Below are 15,976 nucleotides of genomic sequence, written 5' to 3'. Positions count from 1 at the left end.
GGGCTCTTCTGCCGAGTTCCTACAGCACGGCCCGGATGCGGTCGGCGATCGTGCCGATCCGGCCCAGCACGCCGTTGACGAACCGTGGCGAGTCGTCGGTGGACAGCTCCCTGGCCAGGCCGACCGCCTCGTCGATCGCGACCGGGTCCGGCACGTCGGCGGCCCACAGCAGCTCGTAGACGCCCACTCGCAGCACCGCCAGGTCGACCGGCGGCATGCGGTCCAGGCTCCAGCCGTGCGCGTGCTCGGCCAGCAGCTCGTCGATGCGCTCGCGGTGCGCGGTGACGCCCTCGACGAGCGAGATCGTGTAGTCGCCGACCGGGTCGGCGTCGGTGGAACCCACCCGGTCCGCGAGCAGCGTCACCGGATCGAGCGAACGCTGCGCGGCCTCGTACAGGATCTCGACGGCGCGCCTGCGCAGAGCGCGGCGGCCGTGGCCGCCGCGCCGGGGTGCCGATGCGGAGTCGGACAACCTAGGCCCTGCCCAGGTAACGGCCGTCGCGGGTGTCGACCTTGACCTTCTCGCCGGTGCTCAGGAACAGCGGCACCTGGATCTCGGCGCCGGTCTCCAGCGTGGCCGGCTTGGTGCCGCCGGTGGAGCGGTCGCCCTGCAGGCCCGGGTCGGTGTGCTGGATGACCAGCTCGACCGAGGTGGGCAGCTCGACGTAGAGCGCCACGCCCTCGTGCATCGCGACCTGGACCTCGGTGTTCTCCAGCAGGTAGTTCGCGCCGTCGCCGACGGTCTCGCGCGGCACCGTGATCTGGTCGTAGGTCTCGCCGTCCATGAACACGAAGTCCGACCCGTCGTTGTACAGGTAGGTCATGTTGCGGCGGTCGACCGTCGCGGTGTCGACCTTGGTGCCCGCGTTGAAGGTCTTGTCCACCACCTTGCCGGACAGCACGTGCTTGAGCGTGGTGCGCACGAAGGCGCCACCCTTGCCCGGCTTGACGTGCTGGAAGTTCACGACGGACCACAGCTGTCCGTCCAGGTTCAGCACCAGGCCGTTCTTCAGGTCGTTGGTGGTGGCCACGGGTTGTCCAGTTCTCCTGTTTCCGATCGGGCCGCGCTACACGACCACGAGTTCCTTGCTGCTCAGGGTGAGGAGTTCGGGATCGGCGTCCCGCACGACCAGCGTGTCCTCGATGCGCACGCCACCGCGTCCGGCGAGGTAGACGCCTGGTTCCACGGTGACCGTCATGCCGACGGCCAGTGTACCGGCGCCGTTCTCGGCGAGCCTCGGTGCCTCGTGCACCTCGAGCCCGACGCCGTGACCGAGCCCGTGCGAGAACTCCTCGCCGTGCCCGCCGTGCTCGATGACGCGCCGCGCGGCCAGGTCGACGTCGGCGACCTCCTGGCCGGCCAGTGACGCTTCCAGGCCGGTCTCCTGCGCGCGGCGGACCAGCTCGTAGAGGTCCTCCTGCCAGGCCGCGGGGCGGCCGAGGACGACGGTCCGGGTCATGTCCGAGTGGTAGCCGTCGATCGTCGCGCCGAAGTCCAGCTTGACGAAGTCGCCGGTGCGCAGCACCCGGTCGGTGGGCCGGTGGTGCGGGATGGCCGAGTGGGGCCCGGCGGCCACGATCGAGTCGAACGACGGCCCCGACGAGCCGTGGTCGAGCATCCGGTCCTCCAGGTCGCGGGCGACCTCGCGCTCGGTGCGGCCGGGGCGGATGCCGCCGTGCTCCAGCAGCCCGGCGAGCGCGCGGTCGGCGGCCGCGCACGCCATGCGCAGCGCCTCGATCTCGGTCTCGTCCTTGACCAGCCGGAGCCGCTCGACCAGGCCGGGGGCCCGGGTCAGCTCGATGCCCTCGGCGATCCGGGTGAACCCGTCGTACGCCTCGACGCTGACGTGCTGGCTCTCGAAGCCGGTGCGGCGGTGGGCCGCGGCCTCCTCCGCCGCGCGGGCCAGCAGGGCCGCGGCGGACTCGCGCTCGATGACCCGTTCGAGGTCCGGCACCTCGGCGGCGGCCTGTGTGGTGTAACGGCCGTCGGTGCAGAACACCGTGCGGGCCTCGCCCTCCCGGTGGACCAGGAGCACGGCGTTGGAACCGGTGAAGCCGGTCAGGTAGCGGACGTTGAGCAGGTCCGTGACGAGCAACGCGTCGACGCCGGACTCGTTGAGCACGGTGCGCAAGGCATCTCGCCGCGAGGCGTGGAGGTCGGGCACAGTGGCAGCTTAGTGCGGTGCGACGATGGGTGGATGGGTATGCGGTCCTGGCTGGTTCGAGGTCTGGGCATGGCGGTGCTGCACGCGATCGCCGAGATCGCGCTGGCGAAGGCGACGGTCTACGACCCGACGGGCCTGACCACCACCCGGATCGCCGTGATCGCGCTGCTGGTGGGCGCGGCGGCGCTGTGGAGCGCGCTCGACGCGTGGCTGCGCCGCGCCGACGCCGGGCGCACGTGGTTCATCGCGTCGCTGGTCGCCGGGCCGGTGTCCGGGGTGCTGTACGTGATCGGGCGCGGGATCTTCGTGGACCGCACCGGCACCGAGGAGCTGTGGCCGGCGATCACCGGTGGTGCGGCCTTCACGGCGCTGCTGGTGCTCGTCCCCGCCGGCTTGGGCCTGTTCGTGGGCGGGCGGCTCAAGCGCCCCGCAGGCGACGGTCCGCCGGAGCGCCCGGCTCGTCGTCCGCGCCCCCGGCCCGCACCGCGCCCCAGCCCGGCCGCGAAGGACTGACCGGGCCGACCGCCGGGCCTGGCGAAACGCCGCCGCGGCCGGGTCACCCGAGCGCCGGGCCGGCCGGGTAGCTGCGCCACTGCGCCGCGGTGACGTCCTCGGTCGCCGAGCCGTTGACCGCCACCGCGTCCGGGCGCCGCACCGGGTAGAGCCGGCCGTCGTCCAGCAGGAAGCCCACGCCCAGCTCGCCCGACTTCAGCGCCCGCGTTCCCGACTCCAGCCGCGCCACGACCGGGAACCGGTCGAGCACGTCCGGCCGGGAGTCCAGCACGTGGTCCGCCAGCTCCTGCGCCACCGAGCGGCGGTCGACGCGCACCACCTGGCCGGACACGACGAGGTCCATGGTGCGCACCGGCGAGGGCATCGCGAACCCGTCGAGCAGGGTCAGCGCCCGCTGCGGATCACCGCACGCGGTGAGCCCGGTGATGTCCAGCCCGAACCGCCGCAGGTCGGTGGGCGCGTTGGCCTCGCCGGTGACGGTCGCCCGCACGACGTCGAGCGGCACCCGGCCGCACGGGTCGGTGGCGGACACCGGGGCGTGCCCGTCCGGCCGCCGGACCAGGCCGGGCCCCTCCCGCCAGGGGCCGGGGATCAGCAGCGGCTGGTACGGGGTGCGGGCGAAGTCGCGGTCCCAGAACGTTATCGTGGTGCCGTCGGCCGTCTCGTGCGCGATCGCCCACGCGTTCAGCGCGTCGATCCACATCAGGTCCGCGCTGAAGGCGTCGGCCAGCGACTTCGTGCGCGGCACGGCGGTGCCGGCGACCGGGGTGAACCCGGCCTCGGACAGCGCTTCCACGTTGCTCCCGAACGCGGGGTCCGTGGAGCGCAGCACGAACTGGCCCGCGCCGTTCCAGCCGGCGGCCAGGCCGGTGGTGTCGGTGAACATCAGGTAGAACCAGCCGTCCAGGTACACCGCGGACGGCTGGCCGACGCCGTAGAGGTTGTCGCGGTGCGTGTCGTGCGCCGGGTCGACGATGGGCCGGCCGCCGCCCGCGCGCTGCCAGGTGATGCCGTCGGTGCTGGTCGCGAGGCCGATCGAGTTGCCGAGCGCGTGGTCGCCCGCCGCGCCCGTGTAGTACAGGTAGTAGGTGCCGTCGACGCGGATCACCGACGGGTCGCAGGCGTGCACGCCGTCGAACTGGCCGGGGTTGCCGGACAGGACGGCGGGCGGCACCGAGCCGCCGGGACCGGTGAAGGGACCGTCGAGCGACCCCGACTCGGCGTAGAGGACGTCGTCGCCCGGCGGCAACGCGCCCGGGTACTGGCTGCACCACCACATGCGGGTGGTGCCGCCGTCGGACATCAGCGTCGGGCCGTAGTTGTAGGGCGCGCCGGGGCCGCCCGCGGCGACCATGCCGGGGCTCTCCCGCGGCGAGTCGGTCTTCAGCCGGACGGCGTCGGGAACGGGCGTGGTGGTGTCCGGTCGCGCGCCGATCCCGCCGCGCCCGACGCCCTCGGCCTGCGGCGGGACGTTGCCGGTGCACCCGGCCAGGGCGGTGACGGCCAGCACCGCGGCCAGCATCCCGCCGAGCACCTTGCGCAATCCCACCGTCGTCCTTCCCTCCGCACCGGCCAGCTCAGTGTAGAGAGTGATTAACCCGGTCGAGTGATCCGCGGCGAGTCGGCGACGAGCTCGAGTGCGAGGCCGTCGGCGTTCTCCAGATACGCGGCGTAATGATCGGGACCGCCGGCGCGCCGGTAGCAGTCGGCGAACAGCGGCCGCCAGCCGCGTTCCGTGGCGGCGGCGGCCAGCGCGTCCACCCGATCCGGTGAACCGGCGTACAGCGCGAGGTGGTTGAGCCCGGGCGCGCGGCGGTCGTGCGCGGGCGCGCTCAGGGCCGGGGACTGCTCGAGCACCAGGTACCCGGCGCCGAGTTTCCAGCTCACGCCGTCGTGCCACCGCTGGTGCTCGCGCCAGCCGAGTTCGGCCAGCAGCCAGCCGACGCTCGTCCGGGCGCGCGCCAGGTCCGGGACCCGCAGCTCGACGTGGTGCCATCGGCCGGTCACGCCGGGCAGCGCGACGCACACGCGGTGCGGGCCGCCGTAGTGCTCGCCGCAGCCGACGTCGGTGAAACCCAGGCGCCGCACCAGGTTCTGGCTGGCCACGTTGGACTCGTGGATCAACGCCCACACCGCGGGCAGGCCGAGCGCGGCGAAGCCGTGGTGCATCAGCGCGGACGCGGCCTCGGTCGCCAGGCCCTGCCCGCCGTGGGCGCGGTCCAGGAAGTACCCGATCTCCACCAGGTCGCCGGACAGCTCGGCGGAGGGCCGCAGGTGGGCGAGGCCGATGACCGCGCCGTCGCGCTCGATCACCCAGTGGCCGGTGCCGTCGGGCCCGGTGTAGGCGACGCGCCGGGCGAGCGAGGCGCGGCACTGGGCCGGGTCGCTGAGGTCGGCGCGGAGGAAGCGGCTCATCTCCGGGTCGGCGAAGACCCTGACGAGCGCTTCGGTGTCGGCGGCGTCGAGGCCGCGCAGGCGCAGACGAGGGGTTTCGAGGTGCGGGACCGTCATCCGGCGTTGGCGGCGAGCCAGCGCAGGGCCAGCGGGTACCCGTCGACGCCGAGCCCGGCGATCACGGCCGTGGCGATGTCGGAGAGCACGCTGTGGTGCCGGAACTGCTCGCGCTTGTGCACGTTGGTGATGTGCAGCTCGATCAGGGGTGCGGTGAGCTGGGCGGCGGCGTCGCGCACGGCGATCGAGTAGTGCGTCCAAGCACCCGCGTTGAGCACCACGGGAAGCCCGGCGTCGGCGGCCTCGTGGAGCCAGCCGACCATCTCGCCCTCGTGGTCGGTCTGCCGCACTTCGACGTCGATGCCCAGCTCGCCGCCGGTCTTGACGCACAGGTCGGCGAGGTCGGCGTGCGTGGTGGAGCCGTAGACGGCGGGCTCCCGCTTCCCGAGGCGGCCGAGGTTGGGGCCGTTGAGGACGAACACCTTCACAGCAGCACGCTCCCGCTGTCGGTCTGGCGCGGTCCGGCGACCGCCGAGTACGCCGCGGCCAGCAGCGCCGGGTCCGGGCCCTCGAGGCGGCCCGGTTTGGCGAGCCCGTCGAGGACGACGAACCGCAGCACGCCGGAGCGGGTCTTCTTGTCCTTGCGCATGGACTCCAGCAGCTGCGGCAGGGCGTCCGGGTCGTACTTGGTGGGCAGGCCGAGCGTCTCCAGGATGCTCGCGTGCCGTTCGGCGGTGGCGTCGTCGAGGCGGCCGGCGAGGCGGGCCAGTTCGGCGGCGAACACCAGGCCGACGCTGACCGCCGCGCCGTGGCGCCAGCGGTAGCGTTCGCGCCGCTCGATCGCGTGGCCGAGGGTGTGCCCGTAGTTGAGGATCTCCCGGAGGTCGGATTCGCGCAGGTCGGCGGCGACGACGTCGGCCTTGACCCGGATCGAGCGGCGCACCAGCTCGCCGAGGACCTCGCCGGCCGGGTCGGTGGCGGCCGCCGGGTCGGCCTCGATGAGGTCGAGGATGCGCGGGTCGGCGATGAACCCGGCCTTGACGACCTCGGCCATGCCGGCGACGAGTTCGTTGCGCGGCAGGGTTTCCAGCGTCGCGAGGTCGACGAGGACGGCGCTGGGCTCGTGGAAGACGCCGACGAGGTTCTTGCCCGCGTCGGTGTTGATGCCGGTCTTGCCGCCGACCGCGGCGTCGACCATGCCGAGCAGGGTGCTGGGCACGTTGACCAGGCGCACGCCGCGCATCCAGGTGCCGGCGACGAACCCGGCGAGGTCGGTGACCGCTCCCCCGCCGAGGCCCACGACGACGCCGCGGCGGTCGAGGCCGATGCGGCCGAGCACCTCCCACACGAACCCGGCGACCGACAGCGCTTTGCCGTCCTCGGCGTCGGGGATCTCGACGCGGTGGGCGTCGAGCCCGGCGGCGTGGAGTTCGTCGCGGACCGCCTCGGCGGTGGCGGCGAGCGTGGGCTGGTGGACGATCGCGACGCTGGAGGCGTCCTTGACCGCCTCGGTGAGCTCGCCGAGCAGGCCCCGGCCGACGACGACCGGGTAGGGGCGGGCCGTGCGGACCTCGATCCGGACCGGATCGGTCACTGCGTTCCCTCCAGGGCTAGTTCGCGGGCGATGGCGGCGACGACGTCGGCGGGGGCGCGGTCGTCGGTGTCCACCTCGATGGTGGCGACGGCGCGGTAGACCGGCAGCCGCGCTTCGAGCAGGGAGCGGTAGGTGGCGCGGGGGTTCACGCCGGCGAGCAGCGGGCGGGCGGTGGACAGGCCGACGCGCCGCACGCCCGCGGCGAAGCCGACGTTGAGGAAGACGACCGTGTGGTCGCGCAGGCGCTTCTGGGTGCCCTCGGCGAGGACCGCGCCGCCGCCGACGGAGAGGACGCCGTCGTGTTCGGCGAGCGCCTCGGCGATGACCTCTTCTTCGAGCGCGCGGAAGGCGGGTTCGCCGTCGTCGGCGAAGATCTCCGCGATGGGCCGCCCGGCGCGGGCGACGATGTCGTCGTCGCTGTCGCGGAACGGCACGCCGAGGTGCTCGGCGAGCAGCGGTCCGACCGTGCTCTTGCCGGACCCGGGCGGGCCCGCGATCACGATGCAGGGATGTTGGCCCACCGTTCCTCCAGTGCCGCGAGGTAGGACTCGGCGTTGCGCTTGGTCTCGGCCAGCGAGTCGCCCCCGAACTTCTCCAGCGCCGCGTCGGCGAGCACGAGCGCGACGACGGACTCGAGGACGACCCCGGCGCGCGGGACCGCGCACACGTCGGACCGCTGGTGGATCGCCACGGCGGGCTCACCCGTCTTGACGTCCACAGTGGACAGAGCGCGCGGCACGGTGGAGATCGGCTTCATCGCCACGCGCACCCGGACGGGCTCGCCGTTGGTGATGCCGCCCTCGAGGCCGCCGGCGCGGTTGCTGCGCCGGGTGACGCCGACCGGGCCGGTGCCGCGGTCGATCTCGTCGTGGGCCTGGCTGCCCCACCGGCGGGCGGTGGTGAAGCCGTCACCGACCTCGACGCCCTTCATCGCCTGGACGCCCATGAGCGCGCCGGCGAGGCGCGCGTCGAGGCGGCGGTCCCAGTGCACGTGGGAGCCGAGCCCCGGCGGCAGCCCGTAGGCGATGACCTCGATGACGCCGCCGACCGTGTCGCCGGCCTGGCGGACGGCGTCGACCTCGGCGATCATCGCGTCGGTGGCCTCCTGGCCGAACGCGCGGACCGGGCTCTCGTCGACGGCCGCGAGGTCCGCCGGCCCGGGCAGCGGCCCGTCCGGCGCGACCGCCCCGCCGATGGACACGACGTGGCTGACGATCTCCGCGCCGAGGAGCTGCCGGAGGAAGTTCCGCGCGACGGTGCCCAGGGCCGTGCGGGAGGCGGTCTCGCGGGCGCTGGCGCGTTCCAGGACCGGGCGGGCCTCGTCGAAGCCGTACTTCTGCATGCCGGGCAGGTCGGCGTGGCCGGGGCGGGGGCGGGTGAGCGGCTCGTTGCGGGCCAGGCCCTCGAGTTCGGCCGGGTCGACCGGGTCGGCGGCCATCACCTTCTCCCACTTGGGCCACTCGGCGTTCTCGATGTGCACCGCGACCGGGCCGCCCTGGGTGACGCCGTGCCGGACCCCGCCGAGGAACTCGATGTGGTCGGTCTCGAAGCCCATGCGGGGGCTGCGGCCGAAGCCGAGCCGCCGGCGGGCGAGCTGCTCGCTCACCTCGGCGGTGGTGACCTCGACCCCGGCCACCATCCCTTCGAGCACGGCCGCGAGGGCCGGGCCGTGCGATTCACCAGCGGTTATCCAGCGCAGTACCACCCGACGATCCTGTCATGACGGGTGCCGCCCGCTGCACGCGGCTCCGGCGGGTGTGCGCTGGGCCGCGGATGCCGTGCTCAGCCGGGTGGTGCCGGGCTCGGCGGGTGGGCGTGACGCGCCACTCCAGCGGGTGTGGGCCGGGGTGCGGAAGCCGTGCTCGGCCCGCTGGTGCCGCGCTCGGCAGTGGGCGCGGCGCGCCGCTCCAGCGGGTGTGGGCCGGGGTGCGGAAGCCGTGCTCACCTCGCTGGTGCTTCGCTTGGCGACTACCCCGGGGTACGCCCGCGAGGTCACGCCGCCCTCGCGGGCCGGGCGCCGCCGGGTGGCACGGCAGCTGCCCGCACCGCTGCGCGCGTGGCAGCCGCCCGCGCTGGGCACGCGCCGGTAGGCGCGGGCCAGCCGCCCGCATTGGGCGCGCCGGTAGGCGCGGGCCAGCCGCCCGCATTGGGCGCGCCGGTAGGCGCGGGGCGGCCACCGGCCCTGGGCGCGCCGGCGACCACGGGTGGCCGCCGCAGTGAGTGCGCCACTGCTCGCCGGGGGCCACCGGCAGCAGGTGCACCGGTGGGCGGGGCGGCCACGGCAGCGGATGCGCGGGTGAGCGCAGGTGGCCGGGCAAAGCAGCCCGCTCCCAGGCCGCTCCAGGATCCGCCGTGGCCCCGACAGCAGCTGGGCCACATCCGATGCGCAGTCAGCGTGCCCACCTCGACCACCTCCCGCCCCGGCGATCTCAGGGCGGCACGCGGAGCAGGGTCAGCGCCGTCGTCGCCGCGAGGAGGCCCGGTCCGTGCGGGACGCCATCTCGCCACAGGCGGGTTGCCGCCAGCCCGGCGGTCACCACCGCGGCCAGCACGGCGGCGGCCGGCAGGGCGAGCCAACTCACCGAGCCGAGCGCGGCCCCCAGCGCGCCGGCCAGCTTGACGTCGCCCGCGCCCATCGCTCGCGGCGCGGCGACGTGGACCAGCAGGTGCAAGCCCCCGAAGACCGCGGCCGCGCCGAGCGCCCTGGCGGGGTCCGGCGCCACCGCGACGACGAGCGGGTACGCCGGCAGCGTGAGGACGTCCGGCAGCCGCCGGTGGCGCAGGTCCGCCGCCACCAACGGCACGGCGAGCGCCGCCAGCGCGATTGGTGTCAGGTTCCCCGGAGCCACCGCCGTGACTCCCGCCCACGCCACTCCCGTGCCGACCACCACGGCCGGCACAGGCACTGCCGCGCCGGCCCAGTTCAGCAATTTTGCCGTTCCCGCGCCGACGCACGTCCCCGCCGCACCCATCGCCGCCACCGCTCCCCAGTTCATGATTCCAGCTTGGCCAGTCGGAGCGGGAACGCCAAATACGAGCGCGCACGAAAGTCCCACTCACGCAAAACGGGTCGTGCGAGTGGGACTTTCGTTGGGGCACAAGTGTTCCGCTAGTAGCGGCGTGAGATGACCAATGGTGCGTACACGCCGCCGTCCGGGGGATATCAAGTGGGCGCACCGCGCCGTCGCCGCCATTCGCGATGGCACGAGACGACACCTCGTGGCCGAGCGAAAATCCCACTCGTCAACGTGCGACTGGAGGACTTCACGGTCCATGCGGACCGGCGGGCGATCCAGGGAAACCCGGGCCAGACCAGGAGGGGTCCGACTGGCTCGCAGCCAGCGGATGCAGAACCAGTCAGAGCCACGACACCCGGTGCGATGGGACCGACCAGCTCAACCACCAGCGGATGCAGAACCTGGCACGAAGCCACGACACCCGGCACGACCGGACCGACCAACCCCAGCAAACACACAACTCACCAGGCAAACCACCACACGCGGTGCGGCAGCCGACGAGCGCGCTGCGGTGACCGTACTCGCACTGCGCGGCCTCGCCCACCTCCCGGATCGGCTTCGCGACGCGCGCCTTGAGCTCGGGGTCCCGCACCACGAGCCGGCCACAACCCCGCCGGAGTTCCCGAGATGGCAGATCTCCAGCAGGCCCTGCGCGCAGCGGCCGCACGTGCGTCACGGCAGCGCAGGTCGAACCTGCTGAACGAACCCGCCGCCCAAACCGGTCAACGAGGTCGTCCCAACGAGGCCGACAGGGCCAGATCACCACCAGGCCGGCCGGCGTTCCCAGCACGGCCACCGAGGTCCCCGCGGACAGCCCGTGGGTCGAACACGGAGCGAGTCTCAGGACGGCAGTTTCGGCGCCAGGCGGAGAAGTCCGCCGAGTGTGCCCGGCTTCATCCGCGGGAGCGCAACCAGGTGCACGCTCAGGGATTCCACCGCAGCAAGGCAACCCCGCTCGTCGTGCGGATTTCCAGCGCCTGGATCTGCTCCGGCGGCACGTCCGTCCCCACGGAAATCCGCGCGTCGCGGTCGGGTTCGGCCGTCCACTTCGCCAGTTCCGCCTCCGAGCCGTCCCGCCGGACGGCGACCAGCAGGTATCCCGCCGCGCGGTAGGAACCGTGGTAGCTGCACGACATGTCCACCCGGCTACCGCCGGACACCGCCGCCACCGCGGCCGTCGCCTGGACCGGGTACGCCCCCAGCGGCGTCATGGCCGTCCCGCCGGCACCGCCGCCCGTCTGGGGCACGAAGATCGCCGCCAGCACCGCCGCCGCGGCGGCCACCGCCACCCCGAACGTCGTCCAGGTACGCCGCCGGCGGACCCGCCGCACGTGGCGCAACAACGCCGGCAACAACCGGTCCGGCGGCGCCTCCTCCTCGGCCATGTCGGGCGTCACCTGCGACAACAGCCCGGGCAGCCCGGCCAGCTCCGCCACCGCCCGCGAGCACCGGTCGCAGACCCGCAGGTGCGCCTCGAACTCGGCGCGGTCCTCCGGGGACAGGGCGCCCAGCACGTAGGCCGCGTCGTAGGCGACGAACGGATCGTCGTCCCGCCTGGTCATCGGCTGCTCCTCGGCCCTGCTCACCGGGTCACCCCCTTCTCCTCCAACGCGAGCTTCAACGCCCGCAACGCGTAGTGCGTCCGCGACTTGACCGTCCCGGGCGAGATCCCGAGCCGCGCCGCCGCGTCGGCGACCGAGAAACCCTGGAAATAGCACAACAACAGCACCTCGCGGTGCGCCACGGACAACTCCTTCAGCCCCTCGGCCACCAACCAGCCCTGCAACGCCCGGTCGGTGTCGTCGGGCATGGCCACCTCGGGCGGCGCGTCCGTGGTCACCTCCGAGCGGTGCGCGGCCGAACGCCAGTCGTCGATGGCGATCCGCCGGGCCACCGTGAACAGCCACGCCCGCGCGGACCCCTGCGTCTGGTCCAGCACCCGCGGGTGCTTCCACGCCCGCAGCAGGGTCTCCTGCACGACGTCCTCGGCGCGGGCGCGGTCACCTCCGGTCAGCCGGAGCGCGTAGAACCACAGGGCCGCCGCGTGATCGTCGTGCAGCGCCCGCATCAACTGGTCCTCCGCGGCCTCCTTCACACCAGCACGCCCTGCTTCCGCCGCACCCGCTGCGTGAACAGCAACGCGATCCCGAACACGATGCACCCGGCCTCGGTGATCACGCCCCACTTCTCGGCGGCCGTCACGAACTGCTCCCGCACCCCGAACAACCCGCCCGGTGTCAGCGAAATCAGGTAGGCACCGAGCGTCGCCGCCCCGAAGCCGATCGCGGCCAGCACCGGCAGCCAGTGGTGCCAGACCAGCACCGCCAGTGCGATCACGACCCCGGCGACCGCGTTGACCAGGAACAACGGCCCGATCGTGCTGATCTGGTCGAAGCCCTCGTTGGCCCACAGGTTGTAGTGCACCCAGGCGGATCCGAGCAGCCCGAGGACCACCAGGATCCGCAACAGCCACGTCACCATGACCCGACCTCCTCACCGGCGATCCTTGCACCCGTTCACCACGGAAGGGAGCGCGATCGGGTTCAATCCGGGAGCGGATTGAACCGGCCGGGACCACCACCCGTGTCACCGGACATGACTGCGCAGACACCCACTCGCCGTAGCGTCCTGACGACCGGGGTCGCCGTGGCCGGCGCCGCCGCCGGCACCGTGGTCCTGGCCGCCTGCGGTGGCAGCGACAGCGGCACCTCCGGCAGCAGCCAGAACACCGGCGCGGCGCCGGCCGCCCCCTCGGGCACCACGGTCGCGGCGCTGAACGACATCCCGGTCGGTCAGGCCAAGTCCGTCACCGTCGAGGGCAAGCCGGCCATCGTGGCGCGCCCGACCGAGACCACCGCGGCCTGTTTCAGCGCCGTGTGCCCGCACCAGGGCGGGACGGTGGCCCCGGACGGCGACCACCTCCAGTGCCCGCTGCACGGTTCGCAGTTCGACACGCTCACCGGCGCGCTGAAGAGGGGCCCCGCCGAGACCGGGCTCACCCCGATCCCGGTGAAGGTCGAGGGCACGAACGTCGTGACGGCCTAGCGCGCGGCGTCGTCCTCAGTCCCAGGTGAACAGCTGCTCGCCGGCGCCGATGTCGCCGCCGTCGGGCAGCCCGGACAGCGCCTCGGCGTCCGCGTCGAGCGCGACCACGGGCACCACCGGTGAATACCCGGCGGCGGTGACCGCGTCCGGGTCCCAGCTGATCAGCGGCTGCCCGGCGCGCACCGACTCGCCCTTGACGACGTGCAGCGTGAAGCCCTCGCCCTTCTGCTTCACCGTGTCGATGCCCAGGTGCACCAGCACGCCCTGACCGCCCTCGGTGGCCACGACGAACGCGTGCGGGTGCAGCGTGACGACCGTCCCGTCCACCGGGCTGAGCGCGTCCTGCCGCCCGCCCGAGGGCATCACCGCGACGCCGGGCCCGACCATCGACCCGGCGAACACCGGGTCCGGCACCTGCGACATGGGCGTGACCCGGCCCGCGACCGGGCTCAGCACGAGCAGGCTCACAGCAGGTCCTGGATGTCGCCGGCGATCGTGTCCGCCTCCGGTCCGACGACCACCTGCACCACCGAGCCCATCTTCATCACCCCGTGGGCGCCGGCCGACTTGAGCGCCGCCTCGTCCACCACCGAACCGTCCTCGAGCTCGCAGCGCAGCCGCGTGATGCAGCCCTCGATCTCGATGACGTTGTCCGCGCCACCCAGTGCCGCGAGGATCTTTTCCGGCCTGTCGTCCGCCATCGCGGTCTCCTCACTCGTCGGTCGAACACGAACCCGTAACGGTGGTTGACACCAGTCCGGGTAGCGGAGCATTCTGCCCCATCAAGAAATGGTCTAGACCGGAACGTACCAATCTTCGGCCGCCGGTGCGACCCCGGAAACCAACCCGAAACCTGGAGGTGGCGTGGCCGCGACGACGACCAGCGCCGACCGCGTGGTGGACGGGCCGACGCCGAAGCACGCGCAGCTGCGCGAGATCCTGCGCCGGTCGATCGAGCGCGAGCTGCCACCGGGGTCGCCGATCCCGTCGGAGCGCGAGCTCGCCGAGCGCTACCGGGTGTCCAGGCTGACGGTCCGCTCCGCGATCGGCAAGCTCGTCGAGGAGGGCCTGCTCACCCGCGCCCGCGGCAAGGGCACGTTCACCGCGACCCGGCGCATGGAGCTGCAGCTCTACCTGATGTCGTTCACCGACGACATGCGCCGTCGCGGCCTGGAGCCCACCACGGAGCTGCTGCACTGCGGCGGCGAGGTGCCGCCGGCGGAGACCGCGGGCGCGCTCGGCCTGTCCCACGGCGAGCCGGCCTACCGGCTGGTGCGCCGCCGCCGCGCGGACGGGACGCCGCTGGCCGTCGAGCGCGGCTGGTACCACCCCGGCCGGGTGCCGGGGCTGCCGGATCTGGACCTGACCTCCTCGCTGTACGAGCAGCTCGCACAGCACTACGACCTCCGCTTGGACCACGCCCGCCAGACGGTGTGGTCGGAAGCGGCGGACCGGGAGACGGCGCGGCTGCTCGGCATCCGCACCGGCGACCCGCTCCTCGTCTTCCGCCGGGTCTCCAGCGCGTCGGGAGTCCCGGTGGAGGACATGACCTCGTGGTACCGGGGTGACCGGTACGAGGTGTCGATGCAACTTGACCGCACAGTCCCCGCCGAACACGGAGGTAACCCGTGAGCGCCACCGTCGCTGATGGAACACGAGGAAAAGGCAGGGGGATGGCGGGGCTGCAGCGCTTCGGCCGCAGCCTCATGCTGCCCATCGCCACGCTGCCGGCCGCCGGCCTGCTGAGCCGGCTCGGGCAGGACGACCTGCTCGGCAAGGACGGCCTGGGCTGGGACAAGGTCGCCGCCGTGCTCGGCGCCGCGGGCGGTGGCCTGTTCGACTGGCTGCCGCTGCTGTTCGCGGTCGGCATCGCCGTCGGCTTCGCGCGCAAGGGCGATGGCTCGACCGGTGTCGCCGCCGTCGTCGGATTCGTCGTGTTCAACAAGGTCGTGCAGGTGTTCGCGCCGGTCAACGAGCTGGACGGGTTCAAGGAGGGCTGGTGGCTGCAGCCGATCCGCTGGCCCTACAGCGTGCTGGGCGGCATCGTCGTCGGCCTGGTCACCGCGGTGCTGTGGCAGCGCTTCCACCGCGTGAAGCTGCCGCCGTACCTGGCGTTCTTCGGTGGCCGCCGGTTCGTGCCGATCATCAACTCGGTGGTGCTGCTGCTGATCGCCGTCGTGTTCGGCCTGATCTTCCCCGCGGTCGACAACGGCATCCAGTGGCTCGGTGACGCGGTGACCGGCAACGACATCGCCGGCGGCGGGGTCTACGGTGTGCTCAACCGCCTGCTGCTGCCGGTCGGCCTGCACCAGCTGATCAACGTGCCGGTGTGGTTCATCTTCGACGGCGGTGACATCACCAAGTTCTTCGACGGCGACCCGACCGCGGGCACGTTCACCACCGGCTTCTTCCCGGTCTTCATGTTCGCGCTGCCCGCCGCCGCGCTGGCGATCTGGCGGACCGCGCGGCCGGGTCAGCGCAAGGTGGTCGGCGGCATCATGATCGCCGGTGCGTTCACCTCGTTCCTGACCGGTGTGACCGAGCCGATCGAGTTCGCGTTCATGTTCGTGGCGTGGCCGCTGTACCTCATCCACGCGGTGCTGACCGGCCTGTCGCTGGCGATCTGCAACGCGCTGGACATCCACCTCGGGTTCTCGTTCTCGGCCGGCGCGATCGACTTCGCGCTGAACTCGACGGCACCGGCGGCGCACCGCGCGTGGCTGCTGATCCCGATCGGCCTGGTCTACGCGGTGATCTACTACTTCCTGTTCAAGTGGGTCATCACGAAGTGGAACCTGCGCACGCCGGGCCGGGAGGACGACGCCGACGCTCCGGCCGAGGCCGCCGACGCCCGCACGGCCAACAGCTGAGGGAGGAAGACATGCCGCAACGACGTGTGACGGTCGCGAGCAAGGTGGGCCTGCACGCCCGGCCCGCCGCGCTGGTCGCGAAGACCGCGGCCGCCCAGGCGGTGCCGGTGACGATCGCCAAGGACGGCGCCGCCCCGGTGCCGGCCGGGAGCCTGCTCAGCCTCATGACGCTGGCCGCGGGACACGGTGACGAGGTGGTCATCGCCGCCGAGGGCGACGGGGCGCAGGCGGCGGTCGACGCCGTCGCCGAACTCGTCGCCGGCGACCTGGACGCCTGATCGAGGCGGCGGCTGTCCCGGGTGCCGGGGCGGCCGCCGTTTA

General features: G+C 73.2%; 21 protein-coding genes. 6 read left to right on the top strand and 15 right to left on the bottom strand.

Translation table 11 applies throughout. The annotated features are described in order from the left end of the window. Positions 1-19: 19 nt before the first annotated feature. From nusB to FB470_RS23785, 3 genes are read right to left on the bottom strand one after another with little or no spacing between them, the layout of a single operon-like run. Positions 20-472: a transcription antitermination factor NusB gene (gene nusB, locus FB470_RS23795; RefSeq protein ID WP_306994959.1), complete on the bottom strand. Its 453-nt coding sequence runs from the start codon at positions 470-472 to the stop codon at positions 20-22. A 1-nt stretch (position 473) separates the two neighbouring features. Next, complete coding sequence (efp, locus tag FB470_RS23790) at positions 474-1,031, bottom strand: elongation factor P (RefSeq protein WP_027928694.1); 558 nt, start codon at positions 1,029-1,031, stop codon at positions 474-476. 36 nt (positions 1,032-1,067) lie between these two features. Next, positions 1,068-2,165: a M24 family metallopeptidase gene (locus FB470_RS23785; RefSeq protein ID WP_306994956.1), complete on the bottom strand. Its 1,098-nt coding sequence runs from the start codon at positions 2,163-2,165 to the stop codon at positions 1,068-1,070. Positions 2,166-2,204: 39 nt separating this feature from the next. On the opposite strand from FB470_RS23785, the gene FB470_RS23780 reads away from it, so the two are divergent. Next, positions 2,205-2,678, top strand: a complete 474-nt coding sequence (locus tag FB470_RS23780) for a B-4DMT family transporter (RefSeq protein ID WP_306999451.1) — start codon at positions 2,205-2,207, stop codon at positions 2,676-2,678. Positions 2,679-2,721: 43 nt separating this feature from the next. On the opposite strand, the gene FB470_RS23775 is transcribed toward FB470_RS23780, so the two are convergent. From FB470_RS23775 to aroC, 6 genes are all read right to left on the bottom strand, one after another. Further along, positions 2,722-4,200, bottom strand: a complete 1,479-nt coding sequence (locus FB470_RS23775) for a glycoside hydrolase family protein (protein ID WP_306999449.1) — start codon at positions 4,198-4,200, stop codon at positions 2,722-2,724. Between the two features lie 71 nt (positions 4,201-4,271). Further along, positions 4,272-5,189 (bottom strand): GNAT family N-acetyltransferase, encoded by a 918-nt coding sequence (locus tag FB470_RS23770; protein ID WP_306994954.1) that lies wholly within the window; start codon positions 5,187-5,189, stop codon positions 4,272-4,274. Further along, positions 5,186-5,617 carry a type II 3-dehydroquinate dehydratase gene (gene aroQ / locus FB470_RS23765; RefSeq protein ID WP_306994953.1) on the bottom strand — a complete coding sequence of 144 codons (432 nt, stop codon included), beginning with the start codon at positions 5,615-5,617 and terminating at the stop codon, positions 5,186-5,188. The genes FB470_RS23770 and aroQ overlap by 4 nt, the downstream gene beginning before the upstream one ends. Next, positions 5,614-6,723, bottom strand: coding sequence for a 3-dehydroquinate synthase (gene aroB / locus FB470_RS23760; RefSeq protein ID WP_306994952.1), 1,110 nt, complete (start codon positions 6,721-6,723; stop codon positions 5,614-5,616). The genes aroQ and aroB overlap by 4 nt, the downstream gene beginning before the upstream one ends. Further along, a complete protein-coding gene (locus tag FB470_RS23755) occupies positions 6,720-7,223 on the bottom strand; it encodes a shikimate kinase (RefSeq protein ID WP_306999447.1) in 504 nt (167 codons plus the stop codon). Before FB470_RS23755 ends, aroB begins: the two co-directional genes overlap by 4 nt. Then, on the bottom strand, positions 7,220-8,428 hold the full coding sequence (aroC, locus tag FB470_RS23750) for a chorismate synthase (RefSeq protein ID WP_306994950.1): 1,209 nt from the start codon (positions 8,426-8,428) through the stop codon (positions 7,220-7,222). The genes FB470_RS23755 and aroC overlap by 4 nt, the downstream gene beginning before the upstream one ends. A gap of 256 nt (positions 8,429-8,684) precedes the next feature. On the opposite strand from aroC, the gene FB470_RS23745 reads away from it, so the two are divergent. After that, the gene (locus FB470_RS23745) at positions 8,685-8,813 is read left to right on the top strand and encodes a hypothetical protein (protein ID WP_306994949.1); all 129 of its coding nucleotides are present in this window, start codon (positions 8,685-8,687) and stop codon (positions 8,811-8,813) included. Between the two features lie 339 nt (positions 8,814-9,152). Here FB470_RS23745 and FB470_RS23740 read toward each other — a convergent pair whose 3' ends face one another. The 4 genes from FB470_RS23740 to FB470_RS23725 all read right to left on the bottom strand — a co-directional run bounded on the left by FB470_RS23740 (position 9,153) and on the right by FB470_RS23725 (position 12,221). After that, positions 9,153-9,719 (bottom strand): prepilin peptidase, encoded by a 567-nt coding sequence (locus tag FB470_RS23740; protein ID WP_370876543.1) that lies wholly within the window; start codon positions 9,717-9,719, stop codon positions 9,153-9,155. A 944-nt stretch (positions 9,720-10,663) separates the two neighbouring features. Continuing rightward, the gene (locus FB470_RS23735) at positions 10,664-11,302 is read right to left on the bottom strand and encodes an anti-sigma factor family protein (protein WP_306994947.1); all 639 of its coding nucleotides are present in this window, start codon (positions 11,300-11,302) and stop codon (positions 10,664-10,666) included. Positions 11,303-11,322: 20 nt separating this feature from the next. Continuing rightward, positions 11,323-11,835 carry a sigma-70 family RNA polymerase sigma factor gene (locus FB470_RS23730; RefSeq protein WP_306994946.1) on the bottom strand — a complete coding sequence of 171 codons (513 nt, stop codon included), beginning with the start codon at positions 11,833-11,835 and terminating at the stop codon, positions 11,323-11,325. After that, complete coding sequence (locus tag FB470_RS23725; RefSeq protein WP_306994945.1) at positions 11,832-12,221, bottom strand: hypothetical protein; 390 nt, start codon at positions 12,219-12,221, stop codon at positions 11,832-11,834. The genes FB470_RS23730 and FB470_RS23725 overlap by 4 nt, the downstream gene beginning before the upstream one ends. 114 nt (positions 12,222-12,335) lie before the next feature. Between FB470_RS23725 and FB470_RS23720 the strand changes: the two genes are divergently transcribed. Continuing rightward, the gene (locus tag FB470_RS23720) at positions 12,336-12,785 is read left to right on the top strand and encodes a Rieske (2Fe-2S) protein (protein ID WP_306994943.1); all 450 of its coding nucleotides are present in this window, start codon (positions 12,336-12,338) and stop codon (positions 12,783-12,785) included. A 15-nt stretch (positions 12,786-12,800) separates the two neighbouring features. On the opposite strand, the gene FB470_RS23715 is transcribed toward FB470_RS23720, so the two are convergent. Beyond that, on the bottom strand, positions 12,801-13,253 hold the full coding sequence (locus FB470_RS23715; protein WP_306994942.1) for a PTS sugar transporter subunit IIA: 453 nt from the start codon (positions 13,251-13,253) through the stop codon (positions 12,801-12,803). Next, positions 13,250-13,486 (bottom strand): PTS glucose/sucrose transporter subunit IIB, encoded by a 237-nt coding sequence (locus FB470_RS23710; protein ID WP_306994941.1) that lies wholly within the window; start codon positions 13,484-13,486, stop codon positions 13,250-13,252. The genes FB470_RS23715 and FB470_RS23710 overlap by 4 nt, the downstream gene beginning before the upstream one ends. A 163-nt stretch (positions 13,487-13,649) precedes the next feature. Here FB470_RS23710 and FB470_RS23705 point away from each other — a divergent pair, with 163 nt between their 5' ends. The 3 genes from FB470_RS23705 to FB470_RS23695 are packed head-to-tail and all read left to right on the top strand — an operon-like array spanning position 13,650 to position 15,933. Then, on the top strand, positions 13,650-14,417 hold the full coding sequence (locus FB470_RS23705) for a GntR family transcriptional regulator (RefSeq protein WP_306994940.1): 768 nt from the start codon (positions 13,650-13,652) through the stop codon (positions 14,415-14,417). Between the two features lie 41 nt (positions 14,418-14,458). Beyond that, on the top strand, positions 14,459-15,655 hold the full coding sequence (locus FB470_RS23700; protein ID WP_306994938.1) for a PTS transporter subunit EIIC: 1,197 nt from the start codon (positions 14,459-14,461) through the stop codon (positions 15,653-15,655). Between the two features lie 11 nt (positions 15,656-15,666). Next, positions 15,667-15,933 carry an HPr family phosphocarrier protein gene (locus tag FB470_RS23695; RefSeq protein WP_306994936.1) on the top strand — a complete coding sequence of 89 codons (267 nt, stop codon included), beginning with the start codon at positions 15,667-15,669 and terminating at the stop codon, positions 15,931-15,933. Positions 15,934-15,976 lie beyond the last annotated feature (43 nt).

The organism is Amycolatopsis thermophila (assembly GCF_030814215.1).
In the GTDB taxonomy this organism is placed as follows: Bacteria; Actinomycetota; Actinomycetes; order Mycobacteriales; family Pseudonocardiaceae; genus Amycolatopsis_E; species Amycolatopsis_E thermophila.
Note: the sequence above shows the minus strand (reverse complement) of the source record. Positions and strands in the feature narration are given on the sequence as shown.